Origin of the sequence: Streptomyces longwoodensis, from assembly GCF_001514125.1 — a bacterium.
Lineage (GTDB): Bacteria > Actinomycetota > Actinomycetes > Streptomycetales > Streptomycetaceae > Streptomyces > Streptomyces longwoodensis.
Window position 1 is genome coordinate 461,334 of record NZ_KQ948551.1, and the last position, 20,620, is coordinate 481,953.

The window sequence follows — 20,620 nt, forward strand, 5'->3', positions numbered from 1 at the left end:
ATGGGTTTCCCCGCTGGTCGCTGGAATCGTCCACCGTCAGGAAGGGGGCCGCTCGCGTGAGTGTGCTCGACGAGATCATCGACGGAGTCCGGGCCGACCTCGCGGAGCGGCAGGCGCGCGTCAGCCTCGACGAGCTCAAGGAGCGCGCGGCGAAGGCCCCCGCGGCCAAGGACGGCGTGGCCGCGCTCAAGGGCGACGGCGTCAAGGTCATCTGCGAGGTCAAGCGCTCCAGCCCGTCCAAGGGCGCGCTGGCCGCGATCGCCGATCCGGCGGCCCTCGCCGCGGACTACGAGGCGGGCGGCGCGGCCGTCATCTCCGTGCTCACCGAGCAGCGCCGCTTCGGCGGCTCGCTCGCCGACCTGGAGGCCGTCCGCGCGCGCGTGGACATCCCGGTCCTGCGCAAGGACTTCATCGTCACCTCGTACCAGCTGTGGGAGGCCCGCGCGTACGGCGCCGACCTCGCCCTGCTGATCGTGGCCGCCCTCGACCAGCCGGCGCTGGAGTCGCTGATCGAGCGCGCCGTCTCCATCGGCCTCACCCCGCTCGTCGAGGTCCACGACGAGGACGAGGTGGAGCGCGCGGTCGACGCCGGCGCCAGGATCATCGGCGTCAACGCCCGCAACCTCAAGACCCTCGAGGTCGACCGCGCCACCTTCGAGCGCGTGGCCCCCGAGATCCCGGACACCCTGGTCAAGGTCGCCGAGTCCGGCGTCCGCGGCCCGCACGACCTGATCGCCTACGCCAACGCCGGCGCGGACGCGGTCCTGGTCGGCGAGTCCCTCGTGACCGGCAAGGACCCCAAGGCCGCGGTGGCGGACCTGGTCGCCGCGGGTGAACACCCGGCCCTGCGGCACGGTCGCGGCTGATCCCGCTAGGCTTGCCCCGATGACTCCCACCCTGACGACCGTGGACCGGCACGCGCGCCTGGCGCGCGGCTGCCGCCCGCGCGGCTGCCGCGCCCCGGCCCGCCGCGTGCACGGCCGCCGTGTCCGGTACGTCATCGGGGCCGAGCCCGGCCAGGTCAACGGGCGTCGATGGCAGCAGGCCCTGTAGGGGCGCGGGGAACTGCGCGACCAGCCCGGACGGGCCCGCACTCGACCATCCACCCCCGCCCCCACGGCGATCAGTGTTCTCTCTCCGCACACTCACCGTGAGGTTTCCGCATGCCCAGCGACTTCTTCATCCCCGACCCGGAGGGCCAGGTCCCGAGCGCCGAAGGCTACTTCGGCGCCTTCGGCGGCAAGTTCATCCCGGAGGCCCTCGTCGCCGCCGTGGACGAGGTGGCCGTCGAGTACGACAAGGCCAAGCACGACCCGGAGTTCGCCCGCGAACTCGACGAGCTGCTGGTGAACTACACCGGCCGCCCCAGCGCCCTCACCGAGGTGCCCCGCTTCGCCGAACACGCCGGTGGCGCGCGCGTGTTCCTCAAGCGGGAGGACCTCAACCACACCGGCTCCCACAAGATCAACAACGTGCTCGGCCAGGCCCTGCTCACCCGGCGCATGGGCAAGACCCGGGTCATCGCCGAGACCGGCGCCGGCCAGCACGGCGTCGCCACGGCCACCGCCTGCGCGCTGTTCGGCCTCGAGTGCACGATCTACATGGGCGAGGTCGACACCCGGCGCCAGGCGCTCAACGTGGCCCGCATGCGCATGCTCGGCGCCGAGGTCGTCGCGGTGAAGTCCGGCAGCCGCACCCTGAAGGACGCCATCAACGAGGCGTTCCGCGACTGGGTCGCCAACGTCGACCGCACCCACTACCTCTTCGGCACGGTCGCCGGACCGCACCCCTTCCCGGCGATGGTCCGCGACTTCCACCGCGTCATCGGCGTCGAGGCGCGGCGCCAGCTCCTGGAGCGGGCCGGCCGGCTCCCCGACGCCGCGATCGCCTGCGTCGGCGGCGGCTCCAACGCCATCGGCCTCTTCCACGCCTTCCTCCCCGACGCCTCGGTCCGCCTGGTCGGCTGCGAGCCCGCCGGGCACGGCGTGGAGACCGGCGAGCACGCGGCGACCCTGACCGCGGGCGAGCCCGGCATCCTGCACGGCTCGCGCTCCTACGTCCTCCAGGACGACGAGGGCCAGATCACCGAGCCCTACTCGATCTCGGCGGGCCTGGACTACCCGGGCATCGGCCCGGAGCACTCCTACCTCAAGGACACCGGCCGCGCCGAGTACCGCGCGGTCACCGACGACGCCGCCATGCAGGCCCTGCGCCTGCTGTCGCGCACCGAGGGCATCATCCCGGCCATCGAGTCCGCGCACGCCCTGGCCGGCGCCCTGGAGGTCGGCCGTGAACTCGGCCCCGAGGGGCTGCTCGTGGTCAACCTGTCCGGCCGCGGTGACAAGGACATGGACACCGCAGCCCGCTACTTCGGCCTCTACGACACCGACGCCGAGGTCGCCGCCGACGAGGCGGACATCGCCGAGATCGAGGGGGACGCCAAGTGAGCGGGAACATCCAGCTGTTGACCGACACCCTCGCCGCCGCCAGGGCGGAGGGGCGGTCCGTGCTCATCGCCTACCTGCCCGCCGGGTTCCCGACGGTGGACGGCGGCATCGAGGCCGTCACGGCCGCCTTCGACGGCGGCGCGGACGTCGTCGAGGTGGGCCTGCCGCACAGCGACCCCGTCCTCGACGGCCCGGTCATCCAGACCGCCGACGACATCGCCCTGCGCGGCGGCGTGCGCATCGCCGACGTGATGCGCACGGTCCGCGAGGCCCACGCGGCCACCGGCAAGCCGGTCCTGGTCATGACGTACTGGAACCCCATCGACCGCTACGGCGTCGAGCGGTTCACCGCGGAGCTGGCCGAGGCGGGCGGCGCCGGGGCGATCCTGCCCGACCTGCCGGTGCAGGAGTCCGCGCTGTGGCGGGAGCACGCCGAGAAGCACGGCCTCGCGACGGTCTTCGTCGTGGCGCCGAGCAGCAAGGACGAGCGGCTCGCGCAGATCACCGCGGCGGGCAGCGGCTTCGTCTACGCCGCCTCGCTGATGGGCGTCACCGGCACCCGCGAGTCCGTCGGCGCGCAGGCCCAGGACCTGGTCGAACGCACCCGGGCCACCGGCACCGGCCTGCCCGTCTGCGTCGGCCTGGGCGTCTCCAACGCCGCGCAGGCCGCCGAGGTGGCCGGCTTCGCCGACGGCGTGATCGTCGGGTCCGCGTTCGTGAAGCGGATGCTGGACGCCCCGGACCACCCGGCCGGCGTCGAGGCGGTGCGTGCCCTCGCGGCCGACCTGGCCGAGGGTGTGCGCGGCCGGGCGTGACCCGCTGACCGGCGACGACGCCGGGGGATTCGGTCACTCGAACGGGTGGACCTGGAGCCGGGGAGGCGCGCTGCGCCTCCCCGGTTCGTTTCCGGGGTGTGAGCGAGAAGAATCGTGAGGGTAAGCGCACCGCCCGGGAGCGGCTGGCGGTCGAGCGCGAGAAGCAGAAGGCCTCGGAGCGGCGCCGGCGCACACTGATCGTGGCGGCGAGCGTGGTGTGCGTGCTGGGCCTGGCCGCCGTGATCGGCGTCGTCGCGGCGAACGCCGGCAAGGACCACGAGAGCGAGAGCTCCGGCCCGGTGGTGGCGCCCTCGGGCGCCCAGGGCAAGGACGCCCTCGCGATCCCGGTCGGCAAGGACGGCGCGAAGTCCACGCTCACCGTGTGGGAGGACTTCCGCTGCCCCGCCTGCAAGGCGTTCGAGACGGCGTACCGCTCGACGATCCACGAGCTGACCGACGCCGGCAAGCTCAAGGCCGAGTACCACCTGGCCACCCTCATCGACGGCAACATGGGCGGCAGCGGCTCGCGCGCCGCGGCGAACGCGGGCGCCTGCGCCCAGGACGCGGGCAAGTTCACCGCCTACCACGACGTGCTCTACGACAACCAGCCCGAGGAGACCGACGACGCCTACAGCAGCAAGGCCAAGCTCATCGAGCTGGCCGGCAAGGTCCCCGGCCTGGTCACCCCGTCGTTCCGCACGTGCGTGGAGAACGGCACCCACGACAGCTGGGTGGCCAAGTCCCAGGCGGCCTTCCGCAGCGGCGGCTTCACCGGCACGCCGACGGTCCTGCTGAACGGCAAGAACATCTACCAGGACCGCACCATGACGCCCGCCAAGCTGAAGCAACTGGTCGAGCAGGGGGACCAGAACCAGGGGTGAGCGGCGTTCTCACCCGCCTGTTATGGAGCCGTAGCCGGGCCGCCCGCCCCCCGCCCGGTCCGGCACGGTAGCGTCGACCCTGCCATGGAACTTGCCTACATTCCCAGCCCGTCGCGGGGGGTCCTGCACCTCGGTCCCGTTCCGCTGCGCGCCTACGCCTTCTGCATCATCATCGGCGTCTTCGTCGCCGTCTGGCTCGGCAACCGGCGCTGGATCGCGCGCGGCGGCCGGGCCGGGACGGTGGCCGACATCGCCGTCTGGGCGGTGCCGTTCGGCCTCGTCGGCGGGCGGCTCTACCACGTGATCACGGACTACGAGCTGTACTTCAGCGCGGGCCGTGACTGGGTGGACGCCTTCAAGGTGTGGCAGGGCGGCCTCGGCATCTGGGGCGCGATCGCGCTCGGCGCGCTGGGTGCGTGGATCGGCGCCCGGCGCCGGGGCATCCCGATGCCCGCCTACGCCGACGCCGTCGCCCCCGGCATCGCGCTGGCGCAGGCCATCGGCCGCTGGGGCAACTGGTTCAACCAGGAGCTCTACGGGCGCGCGACCGACGTTCCGTGGGCCCTGCACATCACCTCCTCGGCGGACGGGCGGGTGCCGGGGTACTACCACCCGACGTTCCTGTACGAGTCCCTGTGGTGCGTGGGCGTGGCCCTGCTGGTGATCTGGGCCGACCGGCGGTTCACGCTGGGGCACGGACGGGCGTTCGCGCTGTACGTCGCCGCGTACTGCGTGGGCCGGTTCTGGATCGAGTACCTGCGTGTCGACGACGCCCACCACGTCCTGGGCCTGCGCCTGAACAACTGGACCGCGCTGGTGGTGTTCCTGCTCGCGGTGGCCTACATCGTGGTGTCGGCGAAGAAGCGGCCGGGCCGCGAGGAGGTCGTCGAGCCGGGCGCGGCCGCCGAGGGAACGACCGCCGACGCGACCTCCGGCGCGGACGGGACCGACGGGGAGTCCGGCAAGACGAGCGAGGGCGACGGTGAGACCGCCCGGAGCGACGCCGGACCGGCGACCGGGTCCACCGACCTGACCAAGACCGGGGACGGGGCGGCCCCCGCCGAGGACGACGCCAAGACGAAGACCAAGACCGAGACCGAGACCGAGACCGAGTCGGCCGGCGGCAAGAAGAGCTAGCCGACGGCCGGTTCCCGCACGGTCCCGAGGGCGCCCGGAAGGATTCCGGGCGCCCTCGGTGCGTGCCGGGCCGCTTCACACGCGGTGGGCCAGGGCCAGGGTGCGCCGGGCCGTGGCCACCACCGCCGCGTCGATGAACGTGCCGTTCGGCAGGGCCTGGGCGCCCTGGTGGGCGCGAGCGGCGCGGAGGATGTGGTGGGCCTCCTCGATCTCCCGCGGGGTGGGCAGGTAGGCCCGTTCGATCACCGGGAGCTGGCGGGGGTGGATGGCCGCGCGGCCCACGAAGCCGAGGGCCCGGCCGTGGGCGCAGGACGCCGCGAGGCTCTCCAGGTCACGGGTGTCGGGGTGCACCGACTGGGGCGGGGCGGGCAGGCCGGCCGCGCGGGCGGCGACCACGATCCGGGAGCGGCACCAGTCCAGGCCCCGGTCGTCGCGCAGGCCCAGGTCGGCCCGCAGGTCCGCCTCGCCCAGGGAGATGCCGCGCACCGCGGGGTGGGCGCCGGCCACGGCGTGGGCGTGCTCGATGCCGAGGGCCGTCTCCAGCAGGGCGTACAGCGGCGGGGTGTCCGCGTCCGGCGGGGTCGCCGCGGCCGCGATGTTCCTGACCTGCTGCGGTGAGGTCACCTTGGGCAGGCGCAGGCCCGCCAGGCCGGGGAGGTGGGCCAGCGCCTTCAGGTCCAGCGGCGCGTGCGGGCCGTCCAGGGCGTTGATGCGCACGTGCACCGGGACGGTCTGCGGGTCGCGCAGCCGGTCCGCGGTGGCCTCGCGGGCGTACTCCTTGCGGTCGGGGGCGACCGCGTCCTCCAGGTCGATCACGACCACGTCGGCGCCGGAGGCCAGCGCCTTGGTGACCACCCGGGGGCGGTCGCCGGGGACGTACAGCCAGGTCAGCGGGCACGTGGTCACAGGGCGCCCGCTTCCCGCAGGGCAGCGATCTCGGCCGGGGCGAGGCCCAGTTCGGTGAGGACCGCGTCGGTGTCGGCGCCGTGCGGACGGCCGGCCCAGCGGATCGCGCCGGGCGTCTCCGAGAGCCGGAACAGGACGTTCTGCATGCGCAGCGGTCCGAGCTCCGGGTCGTCGACCGTGGTGACGGTGTGCAGGGCGGTGTACTGGGGGTCGGCCAGCACGTCCCGGACGTCCTGCACGGGCGCGATCGCCGCTTCGGCCTTCTCGAAGGCGGCCAGGACGTCGGTGCAGGTGCGGGCGGCGATCCAGCCGCCGACCGCCGCGTCGAGGACGTCGGCGTGGGCGGCCCGTCCGGCGCCGGTCGCGAACCAGGGTTCGTCGATCAGGTCCGGGCGGCCGACCAGACCCATCACGCGTTCCGCGACGGACTGGGCCGAGGTGGAGACGGCGACCCAGGAGCCGTCGGTGGTGCGGTAGGTGTTGCGCGGTGCGTTGTTCGCGGAGCGGTTGCCGGTGCGCTCCTGGACGTAGCCGAGCTGGTCGTACCAGGTCGGGTGGGGGCCGAGGACGGCGAGGATCGGCTCGATCAAGGCCATGTCGACCACTTGGCCGGCGCCGGTGTGCTCGCGGGCGGCCAGGGCCGTCATCACCGCGTAGGCGGTGGCGAGGCCCGCGATGGAGTCGGCCAGGCCGAACGGTGGCAGGGTCGGCGGCGCGTCCGGCTCGCCGGTGAGCGCGGCGAAGCCGCTCATCGCCTCCGCGAGGGTGCCGAACCCGGGGCGGTGCGAACTCGGCCCGAACTGGCCGAAGGCGGTGACCCGGGCGAGCACCAGGCGCGGGTTGGCGGCCGACAGCTCCGCCCAGCCCAGGTCCCACTTCTCCAGGGTGCCCGGGCGGAAGTTCTCCACGACCACGTCGGCCGAGGCGGCGAGGCGCAGCAGGGTGGTGCGGCCGCCGGGGGTGGACAGGTCCAGCGTCATGGTGCGCTTGTTGCGGCCGAGGACCTTCCACCACAGGCCCACGCCGTCCTTCGCCGGGCCGTGGCCGCGGGACGGGTCGGGCCGTGTGGGGTGCTCGACCTTGACGACCTCGGCGCCGAAGTCACCGAGCAGGGTGGCCGCGAGGGGCCCGGCGAACAGGGTGGCGAGGTCCAGGACGCGCAGCCCGGCCAGCGGCTGGCGGCTCACGAGGCGTACCACGCGTCGATCTCGGTGCGGTGCGGCATGGACGCCGAGGCGCCCGGGCGCTGCACCGACAGCGAGGCCGCCGCGGCCGCCCAGGCCAGGGCCTCGCGGACCGGGCGTTCCTCGCCGAGCGCCACGGCCAGCGCGCCGGCGAACGTGTCGCCCGCGCCCGTGGAGTCGACGGCGGTGACCCGCGGGGCGGGCACGCTGACGGGCTCCTGGCCGCGCGCCGCGTACAGGACGCCGGACTCGCCGAGCGTGACGACCACCTCCGGGACGACCTCCAGCAGGGCGACCGCCGCCTGGAGCGGGTCGGTGCGGCCGGTGAGGGTGGTGGCCTCGTGCTCGTTGGGCACCAGCAGGTCGGTGGCGTCGAACAGGTCGGGCGGGAGCGGCTGGGCGGGCGCGGGGGTGAGGATCGTGCGGACGCCGTGCGCGCGGGCGGTCCGGGCTCCCGCGACGACCGCGGCCAGGGGGATCTCCAGCTGGAGCAGCAGGGCGTCGGCGGAGGCGATCAGGCCCTCGTCGCCCGGGGCGAGCCGGTCGACGGTGCCGTTGGCGCCGGGGACGACGACGATCGCGTTGCCGCCCTCGTCGTCGACGACGATGTGCGCGGTGCCGGAGGGGCCCTCGACCGTGCGCAGGTGGTCGGTGCTGACGCCGGAGTGCTCCAGCGTGGAGCGCAGCCGGCCGCCGAAGGCGTCGTCGCCGACGGCGCCGATGAGGGAGACGGTGCCGCCCGCGTGGGCGGCGGCGACGGCCTGGTTGGCGCCCTTGCCGCCGGGGACGGTGCGGAACTCCCGTCCGGTGACGGTCTCCCCGCGCCGCGGCGCCTTCTCGACGTAGGCCACGAGGTCCATGTTGGTGCTGCCGAGCACGACGATGTCGGTCATGGGCGGGAAGCCTCCCGGTGGGTGAGCTGGGCCAGGGTGTCGAAGCCGGTGCCGTCGAACCCGGGCACAGAGGTGGCCAGGCGGTTCTTGAGGGGGGCCGTCCAGCGGTCGGGCAGGGCGGCGGGGGAGCCGGCGAGGAGCCCGGCCACGCAGCCGGCCGTGGCGCCGTTGGAGTCGGTGTCCCAGCCGCCGGACACGGCACGGCAGATGGAGCCGGTGAAGTCCCCGTCCGCGTGCGTGAGGGCGGCGGCGACCAGGGCGGTGTTGGGCAGGGCGTGCACCCAGTGGTGGGCGGGGGAGTGGCGGGCGTGGAGCGCGTCGACGACCGCCTCGAAGTCGTCGTGCCGCTCGGCCAGTTCCACGGCGTCGGCGACGGCCCGCGCGAGGCGCGAGCGCGGCGGGACGACGGTCAGCCCTGTACGCAGACAGGTGTGGACGTCGTGGGTGCCGGTCGCGGCCGTGGCGACGACGGCGGCGGTGAACATCGCGGCGTAGACGCCGTTGGCGGTGTGGGTCAGGACCGCGTCGCGGTGGGCCTGTTCGGCCGCGGCGGCCGGGGCGCCGGGGTTGGTCCAGCCGTGCACGTCGGCGCGGATCAGCGCGCCGATCCACTCGCGGAACGGGTTGCGGTGGCGGGCGGTGTGCGGGGGCTCGATGCCGCTGAGCAGGTTGCGGTAGGCGATCCGCTCGGCGGTGAAGGTGCGGCCGGCGGGCAGTTCGTCCAGCCACAGCCGGGCCACGTCGGCGGTGGTGAAGGACCGGCCGTGGCGCTGGAGCAGCAGCAGGTTCAGCAGCGGGTAGTCGAGGTCGTCGTCCTCGGGCATCCCGTCGATGTTCTCGGCGAGGGAGGTGGCGGCCGAGCGGCGGTTCCAGGGGTGGGCGAGGAGCAGGTCGGCGGGGACCCCGCGGGCGGTGAACCAGCCCGACAGGGGCCAGTTGCCGGCCGCCCGGGCCAGGTCGCGGATGGCGTCCAGGGGCAGCTTCTCGACCGGCTTGCCGAGCAGGCAGCCCGCGGCCCGGCCGAGCCAGGCCGCCTCGTAGCGGGCCGGGTCGGGCACCCGGGCCGCGCCGGGCGCCGGCCAGTCGGGGCACAGGGACCTGATCCGGCCGAGGTCGGTCGGCTCCTCCTCGGCCAGGGCGCTGGGCAGTTCGGCCAGTTCGTCCAGCAGGTCCTCGGCGAGCAGGCGCAGGTAGCGCGAGGCGCGGTCCGGGGACGCGCCGGCGGTCCGGGGCGCGTCCAGGCCGCCCGCCGCCGTCCAGCGCGCGGCGATCCGCGACGGTTCGCGGCCGTCCAGGGCCGCCTGGCGGAGTTCGTGCCCGAGCAGGTCCTCGGGCTGGACCCAGGTCACGCGGAGCATCTCGCGCCTCCCAGCGTGGTGAAGGCCGCCTCGTGGGCGCGGCGCCGCTCGACGTCCCGGGCGAAGACCTCGCGGGCCACCCCGGTGAGGGTGCGGGCCGGTTCCCACAGGTCCAGGCGGCTGGCCTCGCCCACCTGCTTCGCCCACTCCTCGGGGGCCGGCGAGCCGAGCGCGCCCGCCACCGCGCCGGCCATCGTGGCGATGGAGTCGCAGTCGCGGCCGTAGTTCACCGCGCCGAGGACCGCCTGCCGGTAGTCGCCGCCGGCGGCCACCACCATGCCCAGCGCGACCGGCAGTTCCTCGATCGCGTGCAGGCGGGACGGCCTGCGGGCGCCCAGCGAGGGGGCGCGGTAGTCGGGGCCGACCGTGTCGTAGGGGGCCACGGCCTCGCGCAGGGGGCGCAGCGCCGACTCGGTGTCGGTGTGGCGGGCGGCCGCCTCGCAGACCCGCTCGACGGCCGTGCGCGTGCCGTCCTTGGCCAGTGCCAGACAGGCCCCCACCACCGACTCCGGGGTGGCGCCCGGGGCGCAGGCCGCCGCGACCGCCGCGGCGAACACCCCGGCCGCCTCCCGGCCGTACGACGACTGGTGGGCGCCCGCGACGTCCAGCGCCTCGGCGTACGCGGCGCGCGGGTGGGCCGCGTTGACCAGGCCGACCGGCGCCATGTACATCGCCGCACCGCAGTTGACGATGTTGCCGACGCCGGCCTCGCGCGGGTCGACGTGGCCGTAGTGCAGCCGGGCCACGAGCCACTTCTCCGCGAGGAAGATCCGCTGGAGCGGCAGGGCCTCCGCCTCCAGCTCCGGGATCCAGCGGGGGGTGGTCATCAGGTCGGGGACCAGGTGGTCGGCGACCGCGTAGGCGTCGAGGTGGTCGCGGACACGGGCGTAGACCCGGACCAGCGCGTGGGTCATCAGGGTGTCGTCGGTGACGTGCCCGTCGCCCTTGTGGTACGGCGCGAGGGGGCGGGCGGTGCGCCAGGCGTCGCCGTTCCAGGGGCCGACGACGCCGTGGACGCGGCCGCCGTGGCGTTCGAGGATCTGGTCGGGGGAGTAGCCCTCGACCGGTCCGCCGAGGGCGTCGCCGACGGCCGCTCCCACCAGTGCGGCGGTGATGCGGTCGTCCAGCGCGTCCCCGGGGATTTCTGCCGGTTTGTTCACCATGGGCAGAATCATCCCCTTGGTCCGGGCGGTTGGCGGGTTTCCAGGAGCTCGGCGAGTTCCACCAGGTCCGTCCCGGTGAGGCGGGGCAGGGCGCAGCCCGACAGGGTGCGGCAGGCCGCGCGCCAGGACGCGGGGATCGCGGCGCCGCCGCCCAGCGCGCCGGTGAGGGCGCCCACCAGGGCCGGGGCGGAGTCGGCGACCCGGGACAGGCACGCGGCGGCGGGGACCGCCTCGGCGATCCGGCCGTCCGCCGCGAGCGCGAGCGCCAGGGCGACCGGGACGGTCTCGGCGGCCGCGATGCCGTAGCTGTAGACGTGGTCGACGATCTGGTGCTCCAGCAGCGGGACCAGGGCGAACGCGCCGTCGGCGGTACGGGCGAGGGTGAGCGCGTGGCAGGCGTTGCGGCCGATCTCGGTGGTGCCCGGGAGTTGGTCGAGGGCGGCGGCCGCGCAGGCGGCCGGGGGTGCGCCGGTCAGGGCCAGGGACACCGCCGCGGCCATCGCCCGCGCGCCGTGCACCCCGTCGCCGTCCTGGGTGTAGCGGGCGTCGAACTCGGCGAGGCCGGCGGCGGCGTCCGGGTCCCCCGGGTGGGCGACGGCCAGGACACAGGCGCGGACGCAGGCCGCGTCGTCGAAGTAGTGCGGGTTGTCGTGGCCGGTGGCGGGCGGGCGCAGCCCGGCGGCCAGGTTGCCGAGGCCGGCCCGGACCGAGATCCGGGCGCGCAGCGGGAGCACCGCGGACTCGACCTCCGGGGCGCGGTCGGCCGCGGCGGCCACCTCGGCGGCGACGGCGTTCCAGGTCAGGTCGATGGCGGCGCGGGTACGGCGCTCCCGGCTGAGGTCGCCGAGCGCGGTGTCGTCGCCGGCGCGCAGCAGCGCCTCCGCGGCGAAGGCCGCCCACTCGGCGTCGTCGGAGGGACCGAGGCGGAGGGGTTCGGGGGGCTGGTTGAGGGCGATCGGGACGGGGAGGGTGGTGGTCGCGTTCTGTTCGGCGAAGGTGTCCAGTTCGCGGGTGAGGCGGCGGGTCCACTCCGGCATGCGGGCGGCGCGGTGGCGGGCGGCGGGCCACCCGGCGGCGTCGCCTGCCGCCAGGCCGAGCAGGAGGCCTTGGATGCGGTGCCCGTGTCGGGGAGCGGCGGTGACTGCGGCCTCGGCTTCGCCGTCGGCCCTTTTGCTCCCACCCGCACCACCCGTGCGACTTTCGTCGTCGGGTGCGAGTGGCCCCGGTGGGGGGTTCTCGCCGTCGGCGGCCGCGGGGGCGAAGGACAGGGTCATCCCGCCGCTCCCGCCTCGTCGTCGGCCACCAGCGCGAAGTCCGCGGGTCGCGGCGGCTCGGCCCTGCCCGGGTCCGCCGTCGCCGCCACCCCCGCGCCCCACTTCTCGCCCTCCCCGGGGAGCAGGAGTTCCGCCACGTCCAGGACGTGATGGCCCCTCATCGACGGGAGGCAGGTGCCGCGGGCCGGGCCGATGGCGGTGGACCAGGCCCGGGGGATCGCCGTGATGCCCTGCGTGGCACCGGCCAGGGCGCCCGCGACCGCGGCCGTCGTGTCGGCGTCCCGGCCCATGTTGACCGCGGTCAGCACCGCGTCCCGGAAGTCCCCGTCGGCCGCCGCGTACGCGCCGAAGGCCAGGGCGACCGCCTCGGGCGCGAGGTCGGTCCAGGGGTAGCCGCCGATCACGACCGCCGAGCGCACGGCCCGTTCGCCGCGGTGGGCGACGGCCACCGCGCGGCGCAGGGAGCGGGCCGTCCAGGAGTCCTCGGGCACCACCGCCAGCGCGGAGGCGATCACCGAGTCCACCGGCGCCCCGGCCATCGCCGCCGCGACGCCCGCGGCCACCGCCTGGCCGCCGTAGATGCCCTCGCCCTCGTGGCTGACCGAGCCGTCGATCGCGACCAGCCGGGCCGCCTCCGCGGGGCGGCCCGCCGCGAAGACGCCGAACGGCGCCGCCCGCATCGCCAGCCCGTCGCTCCAGGCGTGGCGGTGCTGCGCCGAGATCGGCGCGGCCAGGCCCCGGCGCAGGTTCTCCAGCGTGCCCCTTTCGCTGAAGCCGGCCCCGCGGAACGGGCCCTCGGCCCGGTCGGCGATCCACGCGTGCCAGGCGGCCTCCACGTGGGCCGGGGTCAGCGCGGACCCGTGGCGGGCGAGCAGCAGGCCGGAGAAGATCGCGTACTCGGTGTCGTCCGTGCCGGCCGGGCGGTCGGTGACGTAGCCGGTGATGCGGCCCCAGCGGGCGCGGATCTCGGAGGGGCGCAGGTTCTCCGCGGGGGCGCCGAGGGCGTCCCCGACGGCGAGGCCGAGCAGGGCGCCGCGGGCGCGGTCGCGGAGGTCGGTGGCGTCCCCGGGCGCCGGGACCGTGGGGATGCGGGCGGTCGTTGCCAATGCCTCGGCCTCTCCAGACGTGGGACGAGGGTCCGCCGGGCCGCGGAGCCTCCTGCGGATCTGTCCCACCATTGGCGGTTGACCTCAGCCTGAGCGACCGCGGAGTCACCCGGTCGACATCTGTGGAGAGAGTCGATCAGATGAGCAAAGAAGGTAAAAGCCGCAGGTTAGCCCAGCCTTTCCTTGCTGGCGGGCCGGGAATCAGGGGACTACTGTCAGGGTTGTTCAAAAGTAGAACTCGTCCAAAGTTAGCTTTGGCTTAGCTTGCTGGGGGAACCTGATGGCCCTGATCGACACCGAGGCGGCACTCCACGAGGCGCACCGCGACAACCACACCCACCGCGACGTCAACGGGGGCTGGCTGCGCCCCGCCGTCTTCGGTGCGATGGACGGCCTCGTCTCCAACCTCGCCCTGATGACCGGCGTCGCCGGCAGCTCGGTCAGCCAGCACACCATGGTGCTGACCGGGCTCGCGGGCCTGGCCGCCGGTGCCTTCTCGATGGCCGCGGGCGAGTACACCTCCGTCGCCTCCCAGCGCGAGCTGGTCGAGGCCGAGCTGGACGTCGAGCGGCGCGAGCTGCGCAAGCACCCCCAGGACGAGGAGGCCGAGCTGGCCGCCCTCTACGAGGCCCGCGGCGTGGACGCCGGCCTCGCCCGGCAGGTCGCCCGCCAGCTGTCCCGCGACCCCGAGCAGGCCCTGGAGATCCACGCGCGCGAGGAGCTGGGCATCGACCCCTCCGACCTGCCCTCCCCGCTGGTCGCGGCCGTGTCGTCGTTCGGCTCCTTCGCGCTGGGCGCCCTGTTCCCGGTGCTGCCGTACCTGCTGGGCGCGAGCGCGCTGTGGCCGGCCGTGCTGCTGGCGCTCTTCGGGCTCTTCGCGTGCGGTGCGGTGGTGGCCCGGGTGACCGCGCGGACCTGGTGGTACAGCGGCCTGCGCCAGCTCGCCCTCGGCGGCGCCGCGGCCGGTGTGACGTACGTCCTGGGCAGCTGGTTCGGAACGGCCGTAGGATGAGTCGGCCGCTACTTATGCGAGGGGCCGCATAAGTAGCCGTTACTCGCTGGTTTCGATCGCATGACCATCGGGCATGAGCCGTAAGCGCTGGGGGCAATGACGCCCGAGGCGCACCCCTGGAACGGGCGAGGACGCCCTTCCGCCCCCGGACCGACGGACACCGATCTGTCCCCCTCGGTCCCCCACAGCCTTTGTGCCGCCCGGTGCGGCGCCCCGTCGCCACCCCCGCGACGTCCGCATGGTGGAACGGATTATCCCGCTTCCCGAGAATCGCTCCATCATGTAACCTGCACGAAATTTTGCACTCACGCAGAGGGCCAGCGTCGTCCCTCGGCACTGCACATGCCACTTGACGACGACGGGAGAGCCGATGCGTACGCCGCGCCAGCCGTCCCAGCACTCCGCGAACGGCCAGAACTGGTCCTTCATGGATGCTCGCCCTGCTGCGCAGGGTATGTACGACCCCCGCAACGAGCACGACGCGTGCGGCGTCGGTTTCGTGGCCACCCTCACCGGTGAGGCGAGCCACACGCTGGTCGAGCAGGCGCTGACCGTACTGCGCAACCTCGAACACCGTGGCGCCACCGGCTCCGAGCCCGACTCGGGCGACGGCGCCGGCCTGCTCTCCCAGGTGCCCGACGCCTTCTTCCGCGAGGTGGCCGGATTCGAACTGCCCGAGGCGGGCTCGTACGCCGTCGGCATCGCCTTCCTGCCGCCGCAGGACGCCGCCGACGCCGTCTCGCGCATCGAGACGATCGCCGCCGAGGAGGGCCTCACGGTCCTCGGCTGGCGTGACGTCCCCGTCGCCCCCGAACTGCTCGGCGCCACCGCCCGCTCGACGATGCCCGCCTTCCGGCAGCTGTTCGTCGCCGACGGCACCAGCCGGGACATCGCCCTGGACCGCAAGGCGTTCGTGGTGCGCAAGCGCGCCGAGCGCGAGGTCGGCGTCTACTTCCCGTCGCTGTCCGCGCGGACCCTCGTCTACAAGGGCATGCTGACCACCGGCCAGCTGGAGCCCTTCTTCCCGGACCTGTCCGACCGCCGCTTCGCCTCCGCGATCGCGCTCGTGCACTCCCGGTTCTCCACGAACACCTTCCCGTCGTGGCCGCTCGCACACCCGTACCGCTTCGTCGCGCACAACGGTGAGATCAACACCGTCAAGGGCAACCGCAACTGGATGCGTGCCCGCGAGTCGCAGCTGGCCTCCGAGCTGTTGGGGTCCAGCCAGAAGGACCTCGAGCGGATCTTCCCGGTCTGTACGCCGGACGCCTCCGACTCCGCCTCCTTCGACGAGGTCCTGGAGCTGCTGCACCTCGGCGGGCGGTCGCTGCCCCACTCGGTGCTGATGATGATCCCCGAGGCCTGGGAGAACCACGCCTCCCTGGACCCGGCCCGGCGCGCCTTCTACCAGTACCACTCCACGATGATGGAGCCCTGGGACGGCCCCGCCTGCGTCTGCTTCACCGACGGCACCCAGGTCGGCGCCGTACTCGACCGCAACGGCCTGCGCCCCGGCCGCTACTGGGTCACCGACGACGGCCTCGTCGTCCTCGGCTCCGAGGTCGGCGTCCTCGACATCGACCCCGCGAAGGTGGTCCGCAAGGGCCGCCTGCAGCCCGGCCGGATGTTCCTCGTGGACACCGCCGAGCACCGCATCATCGAGGACGAGGAGATCAAGGCCCAGCTCGCGGCGGAGAAGCCGTACGCCGAGTGGCTGGAGGCCGGCGAGATCGAGCTGTCCGACCTGCCCGAGCGCGAGCACATCGTGCACACCCACGCCTCGGTCACCCGCCGCCAGCAGACCTTCGGGTACACCGAGGAGGAGCTGCGCGTCATCCTCGCCCCGATGGCCCGCACCGGCGCCGAGCCGATCGGCTCCATGGGCACCGACTCGCCGATCGCGGCCCTGTCCGAGCGCCCGCGGCTGCTGTTCGACTACTTCACCCAGCTGTTCGCCCAGGTCACCAACCCGCCGCTGGACGCGATCCGCGAGGAACTGGTCACCTCCCTGCGCTCGTCGCTGGGCCCCCAGGGCAACCTGCTGGACCCGACCGCCGCGTCCTGCCGGTCCGTCGTGCTGCCCTTCCCGGTCATCGACAACGACGAGCTGGCCAAGCTCATCCACATCAACGCCGACGGCGACATGCCCGGCTTCAAGGCCGCGACCCTGTCCGGCCTGTACCGGGTGCACGGCGGCGGCGAGGCGCTGGCCGCGCGGATCGAGGAGATCTGCGCCGAGGCCGACGCCGCGATCGAGAACGGCGCCCGGCTGATCGTGCTGTCGGACCGCCACTCCGACGCCGAGCACGCGCCGATCCCGTCGCTGCTGCTCACCGCGGCCGTCCACCACCACCTCATCCGCACCAAGCAGCGCACCCACGTGGGCCTGCTGGTCGAGGCCGGCGACGTCCGCGAGGTCCACCACGTCGCCCTGCTCATCGGCTACGGCGCCGCCGCGGTCAACCCGTACCTGGCGATGGAGTCGGTGGAGGACCTGCTGCGCGCGGGCACCTTCCTGAACGGCCTGGAGACCGAGCAGGCCCTCAAGAACCTGATCTACGCCCTCGGCAAGGGCGTGCTGAAGGTGATGTCCAAGATGGGCATCTCCACCGTCGCCTCCTACCGCGGCGCCCAGGTCTTCGAGGCCGTCGGCCTGGAGCAGTCGTTCGTGGAGAAGTACTTCAGCGGCACCGCCACCAAGATCGGCGGCGTCGGCATCGACGTCGTCGCCAAGGAGGTCGCCGCCCGCCACGCCAAGGCCTACCCGGCCTCCGGCATCGCCCCCGCGCACCGCGCGCTGGACATCGGCGGCGAGTACCAGTGGCGCCGCGAGGGCGAGCCGCACCTGTTCGACCCGGAGACGGTCTTCCGCCTCCAGCACTCCACGCGCACCGCCCGCTACGACATCTTCAAGAAGTACACGGACCGGGTGAACGAGCAGTCCGAGCGCCTGATGACGCTGCGCGGCCTGTTCGGCTTCAAGTCCGACCGCCCCTCGATCCCCGTCGAGGAGGTCGAGCCGGTCTCCGAGATCGTCAAGCGCTTCTCCACCGGCGCCATGTCGTACGGCTCCATCTCCCAGGAGGCGCACGAGACCCTCGCCATCGCCATGAACCAGCTGGGCGGCAAGTCCAACACCGGTGAGGGCGGCGAGGACCCCGAGCGCCTGTACGACCCGGCGCGCCGGTCCGCCATCAAGCAGGTCGCCTCCGGCCGCTTCGGCGTGACCTCGGAGTACCTGGTCAACGCGGACGACATCCAGATCAAGATGGCCCAGGGCGCCAAGCCCGGCGAGGGCGGCCAGCTGCCCGGCCACAAGGTCTACCCGTGGGTCGCCAAGACGCGGCACTCGACGCCGGGCGTCGGTCTGATCTCCCCGCCGCCGCACCACGACATCTACTCCATCGAGGACCTCGCCCAGCTGATCCACGACCTGAAGAACGCGAACCCGCAGGCGCGGATCCACGTGAAGCTGGTCTCCGAGGTCGGCGTCGGCACGGTCGCGGCGGGTGTGTCCAAGGCGCACGCGGACGTGGTGCTCATCTCCGGCCACGACGGCGGCACCGGCGCCTCCCCGCTCACCTCGCTCAAGCACGCGGGCGGCCCCTGGGAGCTCGGCCTCGCCGAGACCCAGCAGACGCTGCTGCTCAACGGCCTGCGCGACCGGATCGTGGTGCAGACCGACGGCCAGCTCAAGACCGGCCGCGACGTGGTCATCGCCGCGCTGCTGGGCGCCGAGGAGTTCGGTTTCGCGACCGCGCCGCTCGTCGTCTCCGGCTGCGTCATGATGCGCGTCTGCCACCTGGACACCTGCCCGGTCGGCATCGCCACCCAGAACCCGGTGCTGCGCGACCGCTTCGCCGGCAAGGCCGAGTACGTGGTGAACTTCTTCCGGTTCATCGCCGAGGAGGTCCGCGAGCTGCTGGCCGAGCTGGGCTTCCGCTCCGTCGAGGAGGCCGTCGGCCACGCCGAGGTGCTGGACGTCGAGCGTGCCGTGGACCACTGGAAGGCCCAAGGCCTGGACCTGGCCCCGCTGTTCCACGTGCCCGCCCTGCCCGAGGGCGCGGTGCGCCACCAGGTCGCCGTCCAGGACCACGGGCTGGAGAAGGCGCTCGACAACGAGCTGATCCGGCTCGCCGCCGACGCGCTGGCCGCCGACGCGGCGCACGACGCCCAGCCGGTGCGCGCCCAGGTCGCCATCCGCAACATCAACCGCACGGTCGGCACCATGCTCGGCCACGAGGTGACGAAGAAGTTCGGTGGCGCGGGCCTGCCCGACGACACCATCGACATCACCTTCACGGGCTCGGCCGGCCAGTCCTTCGGCGCGTTCCTGCCGCGCGGTGTGACGCTGCGCCTGGAGGGCGACGCCAACGACTACGTCGGCAAGGGCCTGTCCGGCGGCCGGATCGTGGTGCGCCCGGACCGGGCCGCCGACCACCTCGCCGAGTACTCGACGATCGCGGGCAACACCATCGGCTACGGCGCGACCGGCGGGGAGCTGTTCCTGCGCGGGCGCACCGGTGAGCGGTTCTGCGTGCGCAACTCCGGCGCGCTGGTGGTCTCCGAGGGCGTGGGCGACCACGGCTGCGAGTACATGACCGGCGGTCACGCGGTGGTGCTCGGCCCGACGGGCCGCAACTTCGCGGCCGGCATGTCCGGTGGCGTCGCCTACGTCATCGACCTCGACCGCGACAACGTCAACGTCGGCAACCTGGAGTCGGTGCGGGAGCTGGACGAGGCCGACCAGCAGTGGCTGCACGAGGTCGTGCGCCGCCACCAGGAGGAGACCGGCTCGACCGTGGCCGGCAAGCTCCTTGCCGAGTGGGACACCGCCGTCCAGCGCTTCAGCAAGATCATCCCCAGTACGTACAAGGCAGTGCTCGCCGCCAAGGACGCCGCCGAGCGAGCCGGTCTCTCCGAGTCCGAGATCACCGAGAAGATGATGGAGGCGGCGATCAATGGCTGACCCGAAGGGCTTCCTGAACCACGGCCGTGAGGTCGCCAAGACCCGTCCCGTCGACGAGCGCGTCAGGGACTGGAACGAGGTCTACGTCCCCGGCTCCCTGCTGCCGATCATCAGCAAGCAGGCCAGCCGGTGCATGGACTGCGGCATCCCGTTCTGCCACAACGGCTGTCCGCTGGGGAACCTCATCCCCGAGTGGAACGACTACGCCTACCGCGAGGACTGGTCGGCCGCGCAGGAACGGCTGCACGCGACCAACAACTTCCCGGAGTTCACCGGCCGTCTGTGCCCGGCCCCCTGCGAGTCGGCGTGCGTGCTCGGCATCAACCAGCCGCCGGTCACCATCAAGAACGTCGAGGTCTCGATCATCGACAAGGCGTGGGAGACCGGGGACGTCGCCCCGCAGATCCCCGAGCGCCTGTCGGGCAAGACCGTCGCGGTCGTCGGCTCGGGCCCGGCGGGCCTGGCCGCCGCCCAGCAGCTGACCCGGGCCGGCCACACGGTCGCGGTGTACGAGCGCGCGGACCGCGTCGGCGGCCTCCTGCGCTACGGCATCCCCGAGTTCAAGATGGAGAAGCGGCACATCAACCGGCGCATCGAGCAGATGCGCGCGGAGGGCACCCGCTTCCGGACCGGTGTCGAGATCGGCCGCGACCTGAAGGCCACGGACCTGAAGAAGCGCTACGACGCGGTCGTCCTCGCCGTCGGCGCGACCACGGCCCGCGACCTGCCGGTGCCCGGGCGCGAGCTCAAGGGCATCCACCAGGCCATGGAGTACCTGCCGCTGGCCAACAAGGTGCAGGAGGGCGACTTCGTGACGCCCCCGATCTCGGCCGAGGGCAAGCACGTCGTGGTCATCGGCGGCGGTGACACCGGCGCCGACTGCGTGGGCACCGCCCACCGCCAGGGCGCGGCCTCCGTCACGCAGCTGGAGATCATGCCCCGCCCGAACGAGGACCGGCACCCGACGAACCAGCCCTGGCCGACCTTCCCGATGCTGTACAAGGTCACCAGCGCCCACGAGGAGGGCGGTGAGCGGGTCTACTCCGTCTCCACCACCCACTTCGAGGGCGACGAGGACGGCAACGTCCAGTGGCTGCACCTGTCCGAGGTGGAGTTCGTCGAGGGCAGGCTGACCCCGAAGCCGGGCACCGAGCGCAAGATCCCCGCGCAGCTGGTCACCCTGGCCATGGGCTTCACCGGCACCGACCGGGAGAACGGCCTGGTCGAGCAGTTCGGCCTGGACCTCGACGAGCGCGGCAACATCGCCCGCGACGGCGACTACCGGACCAACGTGCCGGGCGTGTTCGTCGCCGGTGACGCGGGCCGCGGCCAGTCGCTCATCGTGTGGGCGATCGCGGAGGGCCGCTCGGCCGCCCGCGGCGTCGACCGGTTCCTGACCGGCGCGAGCGACCTGCCGGCCCCCATCCGCCCGACGGACCGCTCCCTGATGGTCTGAGGCCCCCAGAACGTCCCGT

General features: G+C 73.7%; 16 protein-coding genes. 9 read left to right on the forward strand and 7 right to left on the reverse strand.

Annotated features, from left to right (window positions below; translation table 11 throughout):
• The first annotated feature begins 56 nt into the window (after positions 1-56).
• The 6 genes from trpC (at position 57) to lgt (ending at position 5,280) form a co-directional block, all read left to right on the forward strand.
• Entirely contained in the window at positions 57-866 is an 810-nt protein-coding gene (trpC, locus tag AQJ30_RS11100) for an indole-3-glycerol phosphate synthase TrpC (RefSeq protein ID WP_067231942.1), read from the forward strand.
• A 19-nt stretch (positions 867-885) separates the two neighbouring features.
• A complete protein-coding gene (gene trpM, locus AQJ30_RS38710; RefSeq protein ID WP_169808467.1) occupies positions 886-1,053 on the forward strand; it encodes a tryptophan biosynthesis modulator TrpM in 168 nt (55 codons plus the stop codon).
• Between the two features lie 110 nt (positions 1,054-1,163).
• A complete protein-coding gene (gene trpB, locus AQJ30_RS11110) occupies positions 1,164-2,447 on the forward strand; it encodes a tryptophan synthase subunit beta (protein WP_067231945.1) in 1,284 nt (427 codons plus the stop codon).
• Positions 2,444-3,262 carry a tryptophan synthase subunit alpha gene (gene trpA / locus AQJ30_RS11115; protein ID WP_067231947.1) on the forward strand — a complete coding sequence of 273 codons (819 nt, stop codon included), beginning with the start codon at positions 2,444-2,446 and terminating at the stop codon, positions 3,260-3,262. Before trpB ends, trpA begins: the two co-directional genes overlap by 4 nt.
• Positions 3,263-3,360: 98 nt before the next feature.
• On the forward strand, positions 3,361-4,143 hold the full coding sequence (locus tag AQJ30_RS11120; protein ID WP_067231949.1) for a DsbA family protein: 783 nt from the start codon (positions 3,361-3,363) through the stop codon (positions 4,141-4,143).
• 84 nt (positions 4,144-4,227) lie between these two features.
• Positions 4,228-5,280 (forward strand): prolipoprotein diacylglyceryl transferase, encoded by a 1,053-nt coding sequence (gene lgt / locus AQJ30_RS11125; RefSeq protein ID WP_067231952.1) that lies wholly within the window; start codon positions 4,228-4,230, stop codon positions 5,278-5,280.
• Positions 5,281-5,355: 75 nt separating this feature from the next.
• Here the strand turns inward: lgt and AQJ30_RS11130 are convergent, their stop codons facing one another.
• From AQJ30_RS11130 to AQJ30_RS11160, 7 genes are read right to left on the reverse strand one after another with little or no spacing between them, the layout of a single operon-like run.
• Entirely contained in the window at positions 5,356-6,186 is an 831-nt protein-coding gene (locus tag AQJ30_RS11130) for an HpcH/HpaI aldolase/citrate lyase family protein (protein ID WP_067231954.1), read from the reverse strand.
• Entirely contained in the window at positions 6,183-7,373 is a 1,191-nt protein-coding gene (locus AQJ30_RS11135; protein WP_067232666.1) for a CaiB/BaiF CoA transferase family protein, read from the reverse strand. Before AQJ30_RS11135 ends, AQJ30_RS11130 begins: the two co-directional genes overlap by 4 nt.
• Positions 7,370-8,263 carry a ribokinase gene (gene rbsK, locus AQJ30_RS11140; protein WP_067231956.1) on the reverse strand — a complete coding sequence of 298 codons (894 nt, stop codon included), beginning with the start codon at positions 8,261-8,263 and terminating at the stop codon, positions 7,370-7,372. The genes AQJ30_RS11135 and rbsK overlap by 4 nt, the downstream gene beginning before the upstream one ends.
• Positions 8,260-9,621, reverse strand: coding sequence for an ADP-ribosylglycohydrolase family protein (locus AQJ30_RS11145; RefSeq protein WP_067231958.1), 1,362 nt, complete (start codon positions 9,619-9,621; stop codon positions 8,260-8,262). The genes rbsK and AQJ30_RS11145 overlap by 4 nt, the downstream gene beginning before the upstream one ends.
• Positions 9,609-10,784, reverse strand: a complete 1,176-nt coding sequence (locus tag AQJ30_RS11150; RefSeq protein WP_067231960.1) for an ADP-ribosylglycohydrolase family protein — start codon at positions 10,782-10,784, stop codon at positions 9,609-9,611. The genes AQJ30_RS11145 and AQJ30_RS11150 overlap by 13 nt, the downstream gene beginning before the upstream one ends.
• A gap of 8 nt (positions 10,785-10,792) precedes the next feature.
• Entirely contained in the window at positions 10,793-12,058 is a 1,266-nt protein-coding gene (locus tag AQJ30_RS11155; protein ID WP_067231962.1) for an ADP-ribosylglycohydrolase family protein, read from the reverse strand.
• Entirely contained in the window at positions 12,055-13,164 is a 1,110-nt protein-coding gene (locus tag AQJ30_RS11160; RefSeq protein WP_079083967.1) for an ADP-ribosylglycohydrolase family protein, read from the reverse strand. Before AQJ30_RS11160 ends, AQJ30_RS11155 begins: the two co-directional genes overlap by 4 nt.
• 280 nt (positions 13,165-13,444) lie before the next feature.
• Here AQJ30_RS11160 and AQJ30_RS11165 point away from each other — a divergent pair, with 280 nt between their 5' ends.
• The 3 genes from AQJ30_RS11165 (at position 13,445) to AQJ30_RS11175 (ending at position 20,601) form a co-directional block, all read left to right on the forward strand.
• The gene (locus AQJ30_RS11165) at positions 13,445-14,176 is read left to right on the forward strand and encodes a VIT1/CCC1 transporter family protein (RefSeq protein ID WP_067231964.1); all 732 of its coding nucleotides are present in this window, start codon (positions 13,445-13,447) and stop codon (positions 14,174-14,176) included.
• Positions 14,177-14,546: 370 nt separating this feature from the next.
• On the forward strand, positions 14,547-19,145 hold the full coding sequence (gene gltB, locus AQJ30_RS11170; protein WP_079083968.1) for a glutamate synthase large subunit: 4,599 nt from the start codon (positions 14,547-14,549) through the stop codon (positions 19,143-19,145).
• Complete coding sequence (locus AQJ30_RS11175; protein WP_067231969.1) at positions 19,138-20,601, forward strand: glutamate synthase subunit beta; 1,464 nt, start codon at positions 19,138-19,140, stop codon at positions 20,599-20,601. The genes gltB and AQJ30_RS11175 overlap by 8 nt, the downstream gene beginning before the upstream one ends.
• Positions 20,602-20,620: the final 19 nt, after the last annotated feature.

What these genes read in the sequence shown, in the direction of transcription:
- trpM (WP_169808467.1), top strand. Translation starts at nt 886, where the DNA reads ATGACTCCCACCCTGACGACCGTGGACCGGCACGCGCGCCTGGCGCGC.
- AQJ30_RS11155 (WP_067231962.1), bottom strand. Translation starts at nt 12,058, where the DNA reads ATGACCCTGTCCTTCGCCCCCGCGGCCGCCGACGGCGAGAACCCCCCA.
- AQJ30_RS11145 (WP_067231958.1), bottom strand. Translation starts at nt 9,621, where the DNA reads ATGCTCCGCGTGACCTGGGTCCAGCCCGAGGACCTGCTCGGGCACGAA.
- AQJ30_RS11175 (WP_067231969.1), top strand. Translation starts at nt 19,138, where the DNA reads ATGGCTGACCCGAAGGGCTTCCTGAACCACGGCCGTGAGGTCGCCAAG.
- trpB (WP_067231945.1), top strand. Translation starts at nt 1,164, where the DNA reads ATGCCCAGCGACTTCTTCATCCCCGACCCGGAGGGCCAGGTCCCGAGC.
- rbsK (WP_067231956.1), bottom strand. Translation starts at nt 8,263, where the DNA reads ATGACCGACATCGTCGTGCTCGGCAGCACCAACATGGACCTCGTGGCC.
- AQJ30_RS11150 (WP_067231960.1), bottom strand. Translation starts at nt 10,784, where the DNA reads ATGGTGAACAAACCGGCAGAAATCCCCGGGGACGCGCTGGACGACCGC.
- AQJ30_RS11165 (WP_067231964.1), top strand. Translation starts at nt 13,445, where the DNA reads ATGGCCCTGATCGACACCGAGGCGGCACTCCACGAGGCGCACCGCGAC.
- lgt (WP_067231952.1), top strand. Translation starts at nt 4,228, where the DNA reads ATGGAACTTGCCTACATTCCCAGCCCGTCGCGGGGGGTCCTGCACCTC.
- gltB (WP_079083968.1), top strand. Translation starts at nt 14,547, where the DNA reads ATGCGTACGCCGCGCCAGCCGTCCCAGCACTCCGCGAACGGCCAGAAC.